Origin of the sequence: [Clostridium] colinum, from assembly GCF_940677205.1 — a bacterium.
Taxonomy (GTDB): Bacteria; Bacillota; Clostridia; order Lachnospirales; family CAG-274; genus Tyzzerella; species Tyzzerella colina.
Map to the genome: position 1 here is coordinate 1875543 of NZ_OW712331.1, position 17791 is coordinate 1893333.

Genomic DNA, 17791 nt, shown 5'->3' on the forward strand with positions numbered 1-17791 from the left:
TATTTTAATCTATTATTATATTAACAAAAAAAAATATTTTTTGCAAGTTTAATTTTAAAATAATTCTTTTTTCATAATTTTCTGAAAATTTAACTGTATTTTATTTTTCATATAAAAGATTTAAATATAAATAATACTTGAAAATATAGATAAATTATAAATCCTTTCAAAAAAAATGAATATTAATCTTTTCAATTTTTAAATTAATATAAAAAATCTAATTTTCTTATACAAGGACTTACCTCTCTAAAAATCTAGTTTTTTATATAATCCAAATTAAACCTAAATATTATGATTATAATTTTTAAATGCAAAGTATTAAAAAGTATAAAGTCAAATTAAGGTTATTATTTATTTTGTCTTAAGTTGAAATAATTTTAAATTCTTATATTAATTATCTTTAAATATCTTTATGCTTTTAATAAAGTTCTAATGACAATATGATAATTTGTTTTAAGCTATCTAAAAATCCAAATTCTAAAGCCTTTAAAGCTTATGCTTTTAATACAGTTTTGTTTTAAAAAAGCTTATACTTTATCCAAAGCCTTAATTTTTATATAAAATATATTATAAATAATAATTATGCTAAAATTAAATAGATAGACATAATTTTATTTAATTAATTATAAATAAAATATAAAACGTAAAAAAGGACAGCTAACGGAGCTGTCCTTTTTTATAAAGAGAAGGTATTTTTTATGGGGTTTACAGTAGAACTGATTGGGGGATGTTCTTAACTGTAAATGTGAAAATATTTAAGGGTTTTCACATTTATTATTATAACATATTCAACCCAAAAGTGTTACCAAAGATTAATATTTTTTTTATATATTTTTTGTGCAATTTCAACATTTTCTCTGTTTTTTTATACTTTTAGCATTATTTTTAGCTACCATAGCTTTCCAAAAATTTCATAAGTTCTTCTTTACCTGTTATTTTTATTCCTTTTTTTATTCTGTCTTGTTCTTCTTGTGGTAAAGATTCTAATGGTATATTTGTTATTTCTTTAATATTTGTATCGTTTATATACTTCTCATAAAAAACTGCTATATATCCTTCATACTCTCCTATTATATAATGTTGTGTACTTTCTCCTTCTATAGCTTTTTGTAAAACAACTTCTCTTTCAGAAAAAGACTTTATCTGCCAATCTTTAAAATTATTTTCTAAATCCTCCCTTGTTAAATCTATTAAAAAATAAGGCGGAACATCTTCTACCACTTCTGTTATGTTATCTTCTTTAAATACATATTCATAAGTCATTTTTGTAGAAGGGGTTATTTTTGCAACTGTTATATTATCAACTTGTTTTTCTTCTTCTAAAAAATCTGTGTCAACTTGGGTTTTATATTCTATAACTTCATTTTTATCATTATTATACATATTATACCCAATAGCAATACCTATTATAGCTACTAATACAATAGTTATAAAAAATAAAGCAAAATATATCTTCTTATACATACTTTATCCTCCATCTAAAAATTATATATTTATAATTTCCAGATAAAAGATAAAAAATACATATAACAGTTTTTTTAATTTTTAATAATATTGTTTATATCATAAATCAATTATTATTTATATCATAAATCAATCAAACTGAAGATAAACTAAAATTTATAAATAAAAGCTAGATTTTAAGTGAATTTAACCCCTTCTACGAAAAAACCTTACTTTACTTATACAGTATCTCATTGTGATAATTTTATTATTGTGATGAAAAGTTATATACTTTACCTACAACCTTTCAATATTATTTATTTTATAAATCATTTTTTCTAGTTAAAAACTTTTCTAATTCTACAATTATTATAGGCATAATACATAATATCAAAACAATTAACCATTGAGTTGTATTAAGTGCAACTACTTTAAAAATATTAGCTAAAAATGGCACCATTATAACTAATACTTGCAAAATCACTCCTGCAATTAAAGAATATATTAAATACGGATTGTTAAATAAATTTATAGAAAAAATAGATTTTTCTGTTTTCATATTAAAAGCATGTATTAATTGAGATATACTAAGAGTTGCAAAAGCCATAGTGCTACCTATTATATATTCTTTAAAAACTGCTATTCCGATAGCATAAGCTAATAAAGAAAGACAACCTATCATCATTCCTTCTAAAGCTATTCTGCTCCATCTAGCTTTTGTAAATATACCTGTTTTAGACTTTTTGACGCTACCTTCCATTAAAAATTGGTCTGGTGGGTCTATGCCAAGGGCTATTGCTGGTAGCGAATCTGTAACAAGATTTATCCATAATAATTGAATAGCTACAAGAGGGCTTTTAAACCCTATTATTAGTGCTACTAATATTGTTATAATCTCGCCTATATTACTAGATAATAAAAAATGTACCGATTTTTTTATATTTTCATATATAGACCTGCCTTCTTTTATAGCCTCTACTATTGTAGAAAAATTATCATCTGCCAGTATAATATCTGCTGCCCCTTTAGCTACATCTGTTCCTGTTATACCCATAGCACAGCCTATATCCGCGGCTTTTAAAGCTGGTGCATCATTTACACCGTCTCCTGTCATAGCAACAATATGTCCTCTTTTCTTAAATGCTTTTACTATGCGTACTTTATGCTCTGGGCTAACTCTTGCAAAAATGTCATATTTATGTATATTTTCACAAAGTTCTTTTTCTGTAATATTATTAAGCTCTTCTCCTGTTATGGCTAGCCCTTCTTGTCTTAATATACCTATTTTTCTACCTATTGCTTTTGCTGTTTCTATATGGTCGCCTGTTATCATAACTGGCTTTATACCTGCTTTTTTACACTTCATAACTGCCTCATATGTTTCTTCTCTTGGTGGGTCTATCATACCAACCATACCTAAAAATATAAGGTCTTTTTCTACATTGGTACTTTTTATATCTATATATGTATCACTATCTTTATAGCATATAGCCAAAACTCTTAAAGCCTCTTTAGCCATTGCCATATTTTCTCTTAATATTTCTCTTTTTTTATTTTCTGTTAAAGGTTCTTTTCTACCATTTTCATAATAATAACTACATCTTTTTAAAAGTACATCTATTGCCCCTTTTGTTATTATTTTATATCCATTTTTATTTCTATGTATAGTTGTCATCATTTTTCTTTTAGAATCAAAAGGTATTTCATTTACTCTTGGTAAAGCCTCTTCTTCTTTTTGCTTGTAAACTCCATTTTGTATAGCAAGCTCCATAATAGCTATTTCTGTTGGCTCACCCATTAATTTATTTTTTAATCCTATTTCTACATTATTACAAAGAGATGCCATACTATATAACATTTGTTTGTCTTTTGTATATGTTCTTACAACTTTCATTTTATTTTGTGTTAATGTTCCTGTTTTGTCTGAGCATATAACTGTTGCCGAACCTAAAGCTTCTACGGCTGGTAACTTTCTTATTATGGCATTTCTTTTAACCATTTTTTCAACACCTATTGCCAACATAATAGTTACTATTGCTGGTAGACCTTCTGGTATGGCTGCAACTGCAAGACTAATAGATGTCATAAACATTTCAAATGGTGGTATTTTTCTAAATATACCTATAAAAAATATTCCAAAACAAATAATAAGTGCTCCTATACCTAATATTTTACCTGTTTCTTCTAATTTTTTTTGTAAGTTTGTTTGCTCATTTTCTTGGTTTATAAGCATATCTGCTATTTTGCCCATTTCTGTTTTCATACCTACGGCAGTTACAATAGCTTTTCCTTTGCCATTAATAGCTAATGTACCGCTATATACCATATTTTTTCTATCTCCAATAGAACTATTTTCTATGTTTATAGTATCGGATACTTTTTCTATAGGTATACTTTCTCCTGTCAAAGTAGCTTCTTCCACTTTTAAATTAGTACATTCTATAAGCCTAGCATCTGCCGATATATAATCTCCATTATTTATAACAATAATATCTCCTACAACAAGGCTTGTACTATCTATTTTTTGTAAAATACCATCTCTTATAACAGTTGCCTTTGGAGATGACATTTTTTTTAATGCCTCTAATGCTTTTTCGGCTTTATTTTCTTGCATAAATCCTAAAATTGCATTTATAAAAACTATTAAAATTATTATTATAGCATCTAAAAAATCTTTTTCTCCTTGCAAAAAGCTAATAAAAAAAGAGATAAATCCTGCTATTAAAAGTATTATAACCATAAAATCATTAAACTGTTCAAAAAACTTAACTATATTATTTTTTTTATTACTATCTTTTATTATATTTTCTCCGTTTTGCCTAAGCCTATTTGTAGCTTCTTTGCTAGTAAGCCCTGTTTGTATGTTTGTCTTTAATTGTTTTTCTGTATCTTTAATATTTATAGAATAATAATTCATTTGTTCACCTCTTAAAATTTTATTTATACATTATATTAGCTTGTCCTAATTTATATGCAATTGTTTTTAAATTTTATTAACCTTTTTTATTATAAAAACATATATTAAAATAAGATTTTATTGTAGGAGGTATAAAATGATTATACAACTACTAGTGTTAGCATTAGCTCTTAGCATAGATGCTCTTGGTATAGGCTTATCTTATGGGGTTAGAAAAATAGATTTTAAGCTATCATCTTTAGCTATTATATCTTTTATAGCTCTTTTCTTTTCTACTATTTCTATATTTTTTGGAAATATTCTAGCCTCCATTTTTTCAGAAAAAATTATATCTTTTATAAGTATTGTTATTTTAGTTATTTTGGGGCTTTTTATAATAAAAAAAGGTCTTGAAAAAGATGAAAATGAAAAAAATATAAAAATACCTATTTTAAGCGATGAAAATAAAAATATATATTCTTTTTTTATAAAATCTTTAGGTATAACAATAAATATTATAAAAACTCCTTCATATTGCGACCTAGATAACTCCTTAAAGATAGACCCTAAAGAAGCCTTTTATCTTGGCATAGCTCTATCTTTAGACTGTATGTGTGCAAGTATAGCTATATCGTCATTTAAGACATATACATTTTTGTTTCCTATTTTTATTGTTATATTCCAATTAACATTTTTATTAGTAGGTGTATTTTTTGGTAAAAAAACAAAATTAAACTTTTTAGATGAAACAAAAATTTCTGTAATATCTGGGCTTATTTTAATAATAATTGGTTTTTTAAGACTAGTTTTTTATAGCTAATATTTAAAAAATATTGCATAGTTAGTTAATTAATGTTAAAATTTTTATTATTATCTTTTATATATAATAAAAATATATTAATTGAGGTGAACTATGAAAGGTTATATATATAGCTTTTTAGGCAATTTATATCTTATTAAATATGACACAAAACGCGCTATACATTGTTTTGAAAAAGCTCTAAACTATAATACTAAAAATGTATTATCCATATACAATTATGGGCTTATTCTTTTACAAAATGGTGATTTTAATAAATCATTAGACCTCTTTTTAAAAGCAGAGAAACTTAATAATGAAAAAGCTAAAAAAAAATCTATTATACCATCTTCTGCCAATAGAACAGCACTTTTGGAAAAAAACATACCTCTTGCTATAGCTAGTAGCTATTGGCGTTTAAATCAACTTGATAAAGCTATATCAATATTAGAAGATTTAAGAAAAAAATATGACTATGTTAGCCCTAATACACTTACAACTCTTGGATACTTTTATCTTTTAGTAAAAGATTATGAAAAAGCTAAAGAGCTTTCTCAATTAGCTATTGATGATGATGCAAATTTTTATTCGGCTTGGGATAATATGGGTCAAATATATTTAGAGCTACAAGATTTAGATAATGCTAAAAAGAACTTTTTAAAGGCAATAGAAATTAATTCTAAATCTGTTGAAAGCCTTTATTATTTAGGAGTAATAAGTGAACTAGAAGGTAATAAAGATGTTGCTTTAGATTATTTTAAAAAAGCACTAGATTGTAATATTACTTTTTTTAATACTGTTTCAAAAGAAAGTATAGAAGAAAAAATTAAAAATATAAAATAAAAATATATAAAATTAAAATAAGGCTTAAATATAAAATATTTAAAGCTTTATTTTTTATATACTAAGATATATTTTAAGCTATAAGATTAAATATTTAATTTTATATATTATTTTTAAATGAAAAGTATTTAAATAATCATAATAAAAAGCTATATTTTTAGATACTTTAGCCCTTATATAGTAAAATAGGATTTTTCAAAAGATATGCTAATTGTAATAATATCATTATTATTATGAAAGAATATAAGCTTTACTAAATAATTCAAATTTTTTAATCTATACATAAAATTTTAAAATAAAACTTTTCTTTTTATATTTCATAACAAATAATAAGTTAATTAAATAATATTTTATAACTTTATCTAAGCTATTTTCTAATCATTACCAATTAAGTAAAATTTTTCATTAATTTATATATTTTTTACTAAAATATCTTTAGTATATAAATTTTATTATAATATTAAAAATAGTATATTTTTAACCTACGATAGTTTTTTTCAAATTTATTTTATTTTGGTTAAATATACTATCTTTTTTATTATTTTTTTGAAATTTCTATTTATCTACTTCAATATTTATTATAAATACATATTTTATTAATTTTAGTATTACTACAACTATTATAAAAACCTCTATATGTAAAAAAGCTATGTAGCTTTTGCTACATAGCTTAAAATACAGGGCTAGTAGGATTCGAACCTACGAATGCAGGGATCAAAACCCTGTGCCTTACCGCTTGGCGATAACCCTTTATAAGCGCGAGACGGGATTCGAACCCGCGACCCTCGCCTTGGCAAGGCGATGCTCTACCACTGAGCCACTCGCGCATAAATATATGCTTTTTTTATATGATAGCTATGTAGCTTTTGCTACATAGCTTAAAATACAGGGCTAGTAGGATTCGAACCTACGAATGCAGGGATCAAAACCCTGTGCCTTACCGCTTGGCGATAACCCTTCATAAGCGCGAGACGGGATTCGAACCCGCGACCCTCGCCTTGGCAAGGCGATGCTCTACCACTGAGCCACTCGCGCACTATGCAGTCGGGGGGACTCGAACCCCCAAGGTCTAGGACCACTAGATCCTTAGTCTAGCGCGTATGCCAATTCCGCCACGACTGCAAGTTAAATACGTTTAATACTTAACAACTCTGTCATCAATTATACTCCATAAATAAAAAAAAGTCAATACTTTTTTTATTATTTTATTGTTTTTTATTTTAAAATATTAATTAATTTATTATTTAATATAATATTTCGTCTAAAATTTCAATAATTATTTGAATTTTATATTATTTAAAAATATTAGTCTGTTATAAATATAAAAATTAATATACTTTTCAATATTATATTTTAATAAAAAATAGTATTAAATAATTGACAAATAGTAAATATATATGTATAATTATTTTAACTGTATTATATGCCGTTGTGGCGGAATGGTAGACGCACTAGACTCAAAATCTGGCGAGTTTTCTCGTGTGGGTTCGAGTCCCACCAACGGTATAAAATTTATTATATACTTTATATATAATAATCTTAACAACTCAATTAAATAAAAATTACACTAAAAGGATATGTTAATATAAAACATATCCTTTTAGCTTATAACATAGTTTAAAATACTTTAAAATTTATAAATAGTCTTAATTTTATTAATTATACTACTATATCTACTAATATTCCTTGCTCTATTATCTTAAAAGATTTATTTTTATCATAATCACCACTATAATTAAAATAATATGAAAAATCTTTAAAATCCATATGGTTTGACATAGGTTCTTCCATAAAGTCACACATTTTTTCATATAAATTATGGTAAAATGATTTTATTTTGTCATTATCTATACTCATTATATTTTTATTTTCATCATTATTTACATTTAAAAATCCAGTTTTAGACATATTTATACCCATATCATTTAGTATATCTATATTATTATTAACTATGTCTTTAGTAGAGTTTAACATATTTTTAAAACTACTGCTATTCTCTGCATTTTCCTCTAAAAATCCTATAAATCTATTATATGTAGATGTAAATTTTTCAAAATTTTCTTCTAATGTTTCAGAAGGCAAGTTATAATGCATCTTTTCATATATATTGTTAGATATATTTTTTAAGCTATTAAAATTAGACGATAGCTCAAACATATACGATTTAACATTGTCATTTAAAGATTTATTAAGGAAATATGAAATTTCTGAATTTTTATATTTTGATACTTGTTTATTATATTTTTTATCTGGAGAAATTTTTCGCTCTCTGCTTTTCTTTTTATCTAATACAAAAGGCTTGTAGCTATTGTAATAGTGTAATGTAGCTATCATAATCTTCTCCCCTTCTCTAGCTAACTACTCTTCATCTTCCTCATCATCATAGTCGTCATAATCATATTCTTCTTCGTCTTCAAAAAGCTCTTCGTTAAATATGTCAAAAAATGCATCTTCTACTTTTGCAAATTCTTCTTCAGTTTCTATGTTTAAAAGTTCAAAATCTTCTTCACTATGCTCTAAATATTGATATAATAATACTTTGTCATCACCAACTGGTAAAAGCGCTATATATTCTTTGTCTTCTACTTCAAATATTGATAATACACTACATTTTAATTCTTCATCATTTTCTAAAATTACTTTAAGATATTGTTCTTCGTGGTCGTGTCCGTGTCCTCCACAACACCCTTCGTGATGATGCTCTCCTCCACAGCAGTTATGTTCTTTTTCGCTCATAAAAAAGCCTCCTTTGTAATGTTTTAATTTATAATATTGCTATTTTTATACATTTAATAATACAATATGATTATACCATACAATATATTATATTGCTATACTTATTTTAAATTAAAAACTTCATTTTCTACTTCTTTTTTTATATCTTCTTCATTATCTATATTAGGCATATTTTCTAAAGAAGTAAATCCAAAATGTTTTAAAAAATAATTTGTTGTACCAAAAAGTATTGGCTTTCCTATGGTATCTAGCCTTCCTTTTTCTTCTATCAATTCATATTTTATAAGACTATTTATAGCATGTTCACAGCTTACACCTCGTATATACTCTATTTGTGCCCTTGTTATTGGTTGTTTGTATGCTATTATAGCCAATGTTTCTAACAATGTTTGGGATATAGTTCTTTTTTGTGGTATGTTATAAATATTTTTTATGTGAGAAAAATAATCTGGATTAGTGCACATTTGATAGCTATTATCTATCTTTATTATTTTTATACCTCTTTTTTCTTCTTCATACTTAAACATTAGTTTTTCTATAATAATTTTAGTTTGTTCTTCTGTATTTTCTATAGCATAAGCAATATTTTTTAAAGGTACAGGTTCACCTTTTGCAAATAATATAGCTTCTATTATTCCTTCTATATTTTTTATGCCCATTTATATTTCCCCTTGTGTTATAATTATCTCATCAAAAATATTTTTTTGTATTACTTTTATATCTTTTGTTTTTATAAGCTCTAAAACAGCTAAAAAAGTAACAACTACTTCAACTTTAGATGAACTTTCTTCAAATATTTTATTAAAACTTATTTTTTTGTTTAATTTTATTAAATCTTTCAAATAAACTATCTTATCATTTATGTTATAAATGGCTTTTGTTACAGATTTAAACCCACTTCTTATCTTGTCTGTTTTTAATTCTTTTCTTTTCAAAGCCTCTTCAAAAGCATTATATAAATCTTTTAATGTAACACCTTCTAAAATTTCTTCAACAGTCGGTTCAATTTTTATTTTTATACTATTTATAGCCTCTATATCTGCATTTTTAAATAAAACTTTTTCAGTAAAAACCTCTGTGTTATAAAGTTTTTCTGCTATCATCTTATATTTTTTATATTCAATAAGCTTTTGTACAAGCTCTTCTCTTGGGTCAATTTCTTCGTTTGTTTGTTCATCTTTTTCTTTTGGTAAAAGCATTTTAGATTTTATCTCTAATAATGTTGTAGCCATTACTATAAACTGGCTCATTTCTTCCATATCTGTTATATTTTTATTTTTTATACAATAAAGATAATCATCTGTCAGTTTAGATATAGGTATATCATAAATATCTATTTTATTTTTATCTATAAGTTTTAAAAGTAAATCTAAAGGTCCTTCAAAATCTTCTAGCTTTATTTGTAACAAAGACATTTTATATTATCCCTAATAATAAATTTGATAAAATAGCTATAAAATTTAATATACTAAATGTTAAAATATCTAAAACTTTTTGTAACAACCCTGATAATAATAAAAATATAATTAATATTTGAAATAATTTTTCATATTGTGTTAACATAACAGCTTTGTTAGAAGGCAAAATATGTTGAAATAATTTTTGTCCCAAAAGAGGATATATAGGTAAAATATTAAAAACTGAAAAGTTTATAAAAAATAAAGTCAAGCTATTAAAAAATATTAAAACAAAATTACTATTACTTAACCCTATTTTTTTTGATAAAAAACTAAATATTGTGTAGCTAAAAAAACTAAATATTATTGCAACTATAAGAGGCATAATATTTACTAATATATTTCCTTTTTTTCTATTTTTATAATACATAGTAGAAGTATCTACTGGTGCCGTCCACCCATAATTAAAAAAAACAAATAAAATAAATCCTAATATTTCAAAATGCTTTTTGGGATTTAACGACACTTTTCCTATATTTTTTATAGCTATATCGCCTAACTTGTAAGAAGTATATGCTTTTGTAAAGCCTGTTATGGTCATAACTACAATTACAGCTAAAGAAATAGCTAAATAATATAAAATAACATCCATTTTTTCACCCCATTAGTTTTGTATTCGTTTAAAAAGTTTTTCTATTTCATATTTAGTCATTTTTATAATAGTAGGCCTACCGTGAGGACAACTAAAAGGATTTTCTAAATTTAACAATTGTTCTATAAGAGCTTTAGCCTCTACAAAGCTAAGTCTATCATTAGCTTTTACGGCTTTTTTACAACTCATAGATATTATTTTTTCTATTTTCATATCATATACATTTGATATGTTTTTATCTACAAGCATATCTAATAATTCTGTAAAAAACTTTGGCTCTACTGGAGATTTAAATATAAAAGGAACTTGCCTTATAGCATAGTCGTTTGCCCCAAATTCTTCAATATCAAATCCAAATTTTAAAAATAAATCTATATTATTTTCTATTGTAGCTTTTTCTAAAGATGATGCTTTTATAACAATAGGTTCTATAAGCCTTTGGCTATTAATAGTTTCTTCTTTAAACTTTTTGCTAAGCTCTTCATATATCACTCTTTCGTGAGCTGAATGTTGGTCTATAATAAATACTTCTTCGCCTTGTTCTACAATCCAATAAGTGCTAAAAATTTGACCTACTATTTTATAATTATTAAAAAAGCTATGTTTTTTAGTAATAGTTTCTTTCTTTTTCAATATTGTTTCATTTTCAATTAAAGAAATATCTTCTTTTTCTTTTTTTATACCTTTTATTTCATCATCTTTATATATTTTTTTATTATCATCTTGTTTTTTTGTATATACCATATCTACAATAGTATTTTTAGGTAAATTAATTTCATCTTCTGCTTCTTCATTTACCATAAGTATATTGTTATTATTTTTAATACTTATTGTTATATCATCTTCCTCATCTTCTATTAATAAATCTTCTAAATTTTTTTGTATTTCTACATTAAAAGGTATAGTATTAGCTACATTAGAAAATATTTTTTCCTCTTCAATTTCAATATTAGGTATTAAAACTTCTTTTTTTAATGTTTTTTCTACTGAATCACATAAAAAATTATATATAAAATTTTCATCTTCAAAACGCACTTCTAACTTTGTAGGGTGTACATTAACATCAACTGTATTTTCTGGAACAGTCATATTTATAATAAATACTGGAAATTTTCCAACCATTAATTTTCCATTATATCCTTCTTCTATACCAGATTGAACAACAGAGCTTTTTATATATCTACCATTTATAAAAAAGTTTTCATAAGAACGGTTACCTCTAGCTAATTCTGGTATACCTATAAGCCCCTCTATACTAAATCCATTTTTACTAGATTTTATAGGTATAAGCTTTTTACATATTTCTTTTCCGTATATACAAAAAACTGTATTTGTTAAATCGTTATCTCCATATGTTCTGATAACTTCAACACCGTTATTTATATAAGTAAAAGCTATGTTAGGGTGTGCCAAAGCTAATCTATTTACTATTTCAGATATATATCCACCTTCTACCGAATCTTTTTTTAAAAATTTTCTTCTAGCTGGTGTGTTAAAAAATATATTTTTTACAATAAAAGTTGTACCTTTTAAAGATGCCACTTCTTCTTCAGTAATTATTTCTCCACCTTCTATTGTTATTTTATTTCCTATGTTGCTATCTCCAGTGTTTGATATCATCTCTACCATAGATATAGATGCTATACTAGCTAGTGCTTCACCTCTAAACCCAAGGGTTAAAATACTATCTAAATCATCTAATTTTTCAATTTTACTTGTAGCGTGTCTTAAAAATGCTGTTTTTATTTGGCTTTTTTCTATACCTATACCATCATCTTGTATTTTTATAAAAGAAGTACCACCATTTTTTATCTCTATTATAATATTTTTACTTTGAGCATCTATAGAATTTTCTACAAGTTCTTTAACAATAGAGGCAGGACGCTCTATTACCTCGCCTGCCGCTATTTTATTAATAAGATTATTTTCTAAAAGTTTTATTTTTTTGTTCAATAGGCATACCTCATTTCTTATAGATTTTTTAGCTTGCTTTTTATTTCAAAAAGTTTTTGCCAAGCCTCTCTAGGAGATATGTTGTCTATATCAATCTCTCTAAACTCTTTTTCTAGCTCATCTACAAAAAGTATAGTTCTTTTAGCAGATGCATTATACATAAAATCATTTGAAGATTTATCCTCTTCTACTCTATCTAAATTTTGTATGCTTACATTAGCTACTTTTGTAGCATCACATTCATTAAGAATATTCAATATTTCATTAGCTCTGTCTATCACTCGGCTAGGAATTCCTGCTAGTTTTGCAACATGTATACCATAGCTACCAGTTGCTCCACCTTTTATAATTTTTCTAAGAAAAACTATATCATCACCATTATCTTTTATTTCTACGCAATAGTTGTTTACACCTTCTATTTTGCCTTCTAATTCTGTTAGCTCGTGATAATGTGTTGCAAAAAGTGTTCTTGCTTTTATTCTTTCGGCAATATGTTCTAAAACAGACCACGCTATGCTAAGTCCATCAAACGTACTTGTCCCTCGTCCTATTTCGTCTAATATTAATAAGCTATTATCCGTTGCATTGTTAATAATATTAGCCACTTCTGTCATCTCTACCATAAATGTACTTTGACCTGTTGCTAAATCATCACTTGCTCCAACACGTGTAAATATTCTATCTACAATAGATATTGTTGCTTCATCACAAGGTACAAAGCTTCCTATTTGAGCCATCAAAACAATAAGTGCAACTTGCCTCATATATGTAGATTTACCTGCCATATTAGGCCCTGTAATAATAGATAATCTATTTTCTTCTTTGTCTAATATAGTATCATTAGGTATAAAGCTATCTTCTGTTAAAAGCTCTACAACAGGGTGTCTGCCAAGAGATATATTTATAACTCCATTTTGGGTATCTGTTATGTTTGGTTTTGTATAATTATTCTTTGTTGCAACTTCTGCAAAAGATATTAATACATCTATTTTAGCAATAATATTTGCAACTTTTTGTATACGACTTATATTATCAGATAAATTGTTTCTTACGTTACAAAATTCTTCATACTCTACCTCAACTAATTTTTCGTCTGCTCCTAATATAGCTTCTTCTATTTTTTTAAGTTCCTCTGTTATAAATCTTTCACAATTAGCTAATGTTTGTTTTCTAATATAATTTTCTGGCACTAAGTATAAATAAGAATTAGTAACTTCTATATAATAACCAAAAACTTTATTAAATCTAATTTTTATATTTTTTATACCTGTTTTTTCTCGTTCTTTTTCTTCTAGCTCCAAAAGCCAACTTGTACCTTTGCTTTTAGCTTGTCTAAAATTATCTATCTGTTCGTTAACTCCATCTTTTATCATATCGCCTTCTCTAATGCTAAATGGAGGTTCTTCTTTTATATAATTATCTATTATAGTATATAAATCTTCTAATGTATCAAAATCTTCACATATATTTTTTATTAATGGTGTATCTGCTTTTAATAAAACTTGTTTTATATCAGGTAAACTTTTAAAACTATTTTTAAGCACTATCAAATCTCTAGCATTTGCCGTTTGATAAGACACTTTGCTAATAAGCCTTTCCATATCTTTTATTTTTGAAAGATATTCGGCTATGTCTGTTTTGTCTAATGGATTATTTTTTATATATTCTACGGCTAAAAGCCTATTTTCTATATCTGTTTTATCTATTAGTGGTTGTTCTATCCACTTTCTAATAAGCCTTGCTCCCATAGGAGTTTTGGTTTTGTCTAACACCCATAATAAAGACCCTTTTTTCCCTTTTTCTCTTATAGTTTGTGTAAGTTCTAAATTTTTTCTTGAAGATATATCTAAAAACATATATTTATTAGTTGTATATTTTTTTACTTTAGATATATGAGAAAGATTATTTTTTTGTGTGTCTAAAAGATACCTCATTAATGCTCCACTAACACTTATTAATATAGGCTCTTCTTCTATACCAAATCCATTAAGATTTAATACATTAAAATGTTTTAAAAGACTATCTTTAGCATTGTCTACTTGAAAATAAAAATCTAAATAAGTATATGTCCTAATGTTAAATATTTTTTCTATTTCTGATGATAAAGTAAAATTACTATTGCATATAATCTCCGATGGATTATATTTTGCTATTTCATCTATAACTTTATTTTTTTCGCTAAGACTAAAATCTATAGTTAAAAACTCACCAGTAGAAACATCACATACAGAAAGCCCAATAGCTGCCTTATTTTCAAATATACACATAATGTAATTATTTTTAGATTCTTCTAGAACATTAGTATCTATAACAGTTCCAGCTGTAACTACTCTTACAACATCTCTTTTTACAACCTTCCCGGTCATATTTTTCGGGTCTTCTATTTGTTCACATATAGCAACTTTGTAGCCCTTTTCTACAAGCTTTGCTATATACCCATCTGCCGAATGAAAAGGAACTCCACACATATCTACTTTTAAAGCTTCCCCATCTTTTTTCCCACAACTTTTTTTAGTAAGCACTATGTCTAGCTCTGCAACAGTTGTAACTGCATCTTCAAAAAATAATTCATAAAAATCACCAAGTCTAAAGAATAAAAGACAATCTTTATAATTTTCTTTTATCTCTAAATATTGATTCATCATAGGTGTATACTCTGTCATAAAAGCCTCCTAAAAATTAGTGGCAACCAGTGCAACCGCCACAACCCCCACTACAACAACCACCTTGTTCTTCGCTTTCACCTGTAAGGGTTGCATTAAATATATCCATTACGCTAGCTACCATTTGGTTAAACTCACCTTCTGCTTTAAATAACTCTGTTATTATACTATTTTTTTTCATCTCTGCAACAAGGTTATTAAGCTCTTGTTTAGCATTTTCAAATTCTTCTCCGCTTTCTCCTCTTTGCATTTTCATTTGAAAATCTCTAGTTTTATTACCGTATTCTTGTAGCATGCCAACGGCTTCATCATCACCTTCAAAAATATATTTTGCCTCTTGATATTTTTTACCTTGATTAGTTTCTAATAAATTTTTTGCAAGTTCTCTTGCTTGTTCAAAAAGATTATTCATATTTTTTCCCTCCTAAAATTATATAACTTCACCTATTAGATAAAATGTTTTACAATCTACTACTTTAACATCAATAATATTTCCTATAAGTCTTTCTCCACCGCTAAAATGTATAAGGCTATTATCTTCTAATCTACCTTTTATAGTTTTAGTTTCTTCATCATATTCTTCGGCCAACACTTTATAAGTATTGCCAACTTTTTGCTTATTAATATCTAATATAATAGGGTTTAATGTATCTAAAACTTTATTAAAGCCTTCTTTAATTATTTTTTCATCTACTTGATTTTCCATTTTAGCCGCTGGTGTTCCTGTTCTTTTAGAATATATAAATGTAAAAGCTCCGCTAAATCTTACTTTTTTAATTACATCTATAGTATCTTCTACTTGTTCTAAAGTCTCTCCAGGAAATCCTACAATAATGTCTGTAGTAATAGCAATATCTGGTATTTCTTTTTTAATTTTTTCTATAAGACCTAAATAATGCTCTTTAGTATAATTACGGTTCATTTTTTTAAGTATTTCATTGTTACCAGCTTGGAAAGGTAAATGTATATGGTTACATACTTTTTCACAGTCTCTCATAGCATAAATAAGCTCATCTGATAAATCTTTTGGGTGGCTTGTCATAAATCTAATACGTTCTAATCCATCTATTTCATTTACTTTTCTTAAAAGCCCTGCAAAATCTATATTCTCTTCAAGTCCTTTTCCATAAGAATTAACATTTTGTCCAAGTAATGTAATTTCCACCACACCGTCTTCTACAAGCTCTCTTATTTCTTTTATAATGTCTTCACTTTTACGGCTTCTTTCTCTTCCTCGTACATATGGTACTATACAATAAGAACAAAAATTGTTACAACCAAACATAATATTTACGCTAGCCTTAAATTTATATTTTCTTATGCTAGGTAAATCTTCCACTATATCTTTATGTTCTTTCCATATATCAAATACTGGTTGGTTTATTTCAAAGTTTGTGTATAATAGCTGTGGAAATTTGTATAAATTAAACGTACCAAAAACTAAATCTACATGTTTATATGTTTTTTGTATAGTTTCTATAACAATATCTTGTTGCATCATACAACCACACAAAGCTATTTTAAGCTCTTTATTTTCTTCTTTAGCCTTTTTAAGATAACCTAAATTACCATATACTTTATTTTCTGCATTTTCTCTAACACAACAAGTATTGTATATAATAAAATCAGCATCTTTTTCGTCTTTAGCATCTATGTATCCCATATCTTTAAGCATACCGTCTAACTTTTCACTATCTCTAGCGTTCATTTGACAGCCAAAGGTAGATATAATCATTTTCTTTTTTCTACCATTTATTTTTTCAAAATCTTCATTTATTTTCTTTATTTTTTCTATATATTGCTTTTGTAATAAAAGTTCTTCTTCAGATACTTTTATGTCTTCTCTTTTTCCCAAGTTTTTTACCTCCGTAATATTAGTGTATTAACATAATACATTTTATAATAAAACCTGCTTATTATCAAATAATATTTGTTAAATACATTTTTAATTTTACTCTAAAAAAGTTTTTTTGTAAATGATTATTATTTTTTTGTTTTTATAAAAAAATATTATACTTAATGTATTAAGATAACTTATACTATAAAAGATAAATTTATACTATTTTATGACTTTATCTTAAAATTGAAGAAAAAATATTTTATACTAATTTTTTTATTTTTATACAAGGCATAAAAATTCTACTAGGACTTTAGCCCTTGTGTAAAGAAATCAAATTTTTTCATATAGTAACTCGTTATAATAATTTTAGGTTATTTATCAAAATTAGTGATAAATTTTTTAAATTTATAAATATAACTAAATCATAATTTAATTTATAAGTATCTAAGTATTTTATTTATATATTTATTATAAAAACATATATACAATTTATAATTTTTAGTAGTAATTTTCTATTTTTTATTTGTAAAATATTTTAATTGTTTATATTTTTTCTATCACTAAAAACA

13 protein-coding genes and 6 tRNA genes are annotated in these 17791 nt (G+C 25.6%); 3 read left to right on the forward strand and 16 right to left on the reverse strand.

The features are described 5' to 3' along the window. Positions 1-885 precede the first annotated feature (885 nt). Both NBW53_RS09095 and NBW53_RS09100 read right to left on the reverse strand, forming a co-directional pair. On the reverse strand, positions 886-1464 hold the full coding sequence (locus NBW53_RS09095) for a BofC C-terminal domain-containing protein (protein WP_250277942.1): 579 nt from the start codon (positions 1462-1464) through the stop codon (positions 886-888). A 301-nt stretch (positions 1465-1765) separates the two neighbouring features. Continuing rightward, positions 1766-4360 (reverse strand): calcium-translocating P-type ATPase, PMCA-type, encoded by a 2595-nt coding sequence (locus NBW53_RS09100; protein WP_250277943.1) that lies wholly within the window; start codon positions 4358-4360, stop codon positions 1766-1768. Positions 4361-4496: 136 nt separating this feature from the next. Here NBW53_RS09100 and NBW53_RS09105 point away from each other — a divergent pair, with 136 nt between their 5' ends. Both NBW53_RS09105 and NBW53_RS09110 read left to right on the forward strand, forming a co-directional pair. Continuing rightward, a complete protein-coding gene (locus tag NBW53_RS09105) occupies positions 4497-5159 on the forward strand; it encodes a manganese efflux pump (protein ID WP_250277944.1) in 663 nt (220 codons plus the stop codon). Between the two features lie 93 nt (positions 5160-5252). After that, positions 5253-5981 carry a tetratricopeptide repeat protein gene (locus NBW53_RS09110; RefSeq protein ID WP_250277945.1) on the forward strand — a complete coding sequence of 243 codons (729 nt, stop codon included), beginning with the start codon at positions 5253-5255 and terminating at the stop codon, positions 5979-5981. A gap of 678 nt (positions 5982-6659) precedes the next feature. On the opposite strand, the gene NBW53_RS09115 is transcribed toward NBW53_RS09110, so the two are convergent. The 5 genes from NBW53_RS09115 to NBW53_RS09135 form a co-directional block, all read right to left on the reverse strand. After that, positions 6660-6731 (reverse strand) — tRNA-Gln (locus tag NBW53_RS09115). A 5-nt stretch (positions 6732-6736) separates the two neighbouring features. Beyond that, positions 6737-6808: transfer RNA gene (locus tag NBW53_RS09120), tRNA-Gly, on the reverse strand. A gap of 59 nt (positions 6809-6867) precedes the next feature. Then, positions 6868-6939: transfer RNA gene (locus tag NBW53_RS09125), tRNA-Gln, on the reverse strand. A gap of 5 nt (positions 6940-6944) precedes the next feature. Then, a tRNA-Gly gene (locus NBW53_RS09130) sits at positions 6945-7016 on the reverse strand. A 4-nt stretch (positions 7017-7020) separates the two neighbouring features. Next, positions 7021-7103: transfer RNA gene (locus NBW53_RS09135), tRNA-Leu, on the reverse strand. 303 nt (positions 7104-7406) lie between these two features. Between NBW53_RS09135 and NBW53_RS09140 the strand changes: the two genes are divergently transcribed. Further along, positions 7407-7487, forward strand: a tRNA-Leu gene (locus NBW53_RS09140). Positions 7488-7640: 153 nt separating this feature from the next. Here NBW53_RS09140 and NBW53_RS09145 read toward each other — a convergent pair. The 9 genes from NBW53_RS09145 to miaB all read right to left on the reverse strand — a co-directional run bounded on the left by NBW53_RS09145 (position 7641) and on the right by miaB (position 17237). Beyond that, positions 7641-8315: a hypothetical protein gene (locus NBW53_RS09145; protein WP_250277946.1), complete on the reverse strand. Its 675-nt coding sequence runs from the start codon at positions 8313-8315 to the stop codon at positions 7641-7643. Positions 8316-8339: 24 nt separating this feature from the next. Continuing rightward, on the reverse strand, positions 8340-8717 hold the full coding sequence (locus NBW53_RS09150) for a DUF1292 domain-containing protein (protein ID WP_250277947.1): 378 nt from the start codon (positions 8715-8717) through the stop codon (positions 8340-8342). A 101-nt stretch (positions 8718-8818) separates the two neighbouring features. Next, positions 8819-9376, reverse strand: coding sequence for an SMC-Scp complex subunit ScpB (gene scpB, locus NBW53_RS09155; RefSeq protein ID WP_250277948.1), 558 nt, complete (start codon positions 9374-9376; stop codon positions 8819-8821). Further along, positions 9377-10132: a segregation and condensation protein A gene (locus NBW53_RS09160; protein WP_250277949.1), complete on the reverse strand. Its 756-nt coding sequence runs from the start codon at positions 10130-10132 to the stop codon at positions 9377-9379. 1 nt (position 10133) lies between these two features. After that, positions 10134-10766, reverse strand: a complete 633-nt coding sequence (locus tag NBW53_RS09165; RefSeq protein WP_250277950.1) for a site-2 protease family protein — start codon at positions 10764-10766, stop codon at positions 10134-10136. 12 nt (positions 10767-10778) lie between these two features. Further along, positions 10779-12719 carry a DNA mismatch repair endonuclease MutL gene (gene mutL, locus NBW53_RS09170; RefSeq protein ID WP_250277951.1) on the reverse strand — a complete coding sequence of 647 codons (1941 nt, stop codon included), beginning with the start codon at positions 12717-12719 and terminating at the stop codon, positions 10779-10781. Between the two features lie 17 nt (positions 12720-12736). Then, a complete protein-coding gene (gene mutS, locus NBW53_RS09175; RefSeq protein WP_250277952.1) occupies positions 12737-15382 on the reverse strand; it encodes a DNA mismatch repair protein MutS in 2646 nt (881 codons plus the stop codon). A 16-nt stretch (positions 15383-15398) separates the two neighbouring features. Beyond that, positions 15399-15794, reverse strand: coding sequence for a YlbF family regulator (locus NBW53_RS09180; RefSeq protein WP_250277953.1), 396 nt, complete (start codon positions 15792-15794; stop codon positions 15399-15401). Between the two features lie 18 nt (positions 15795-15812). Then, the gene (miaB, locus tag NBW53_RS09185) at positions 15813-17237 is read right to left on the reverse strand and encodes a tRNA (N6-isopentenyl adenosine(37)-C2)-methylthiotransferase MiaB (RefSeq protein ID WP_250277954.1); all 1425 of its coding nucleotides are present in this window, start codon (positions 17235-17237) and stop codon (positions 15813-15815) included. Between the last annotated feature and the right edge of the window lie 554 nt (positions 17238-17791).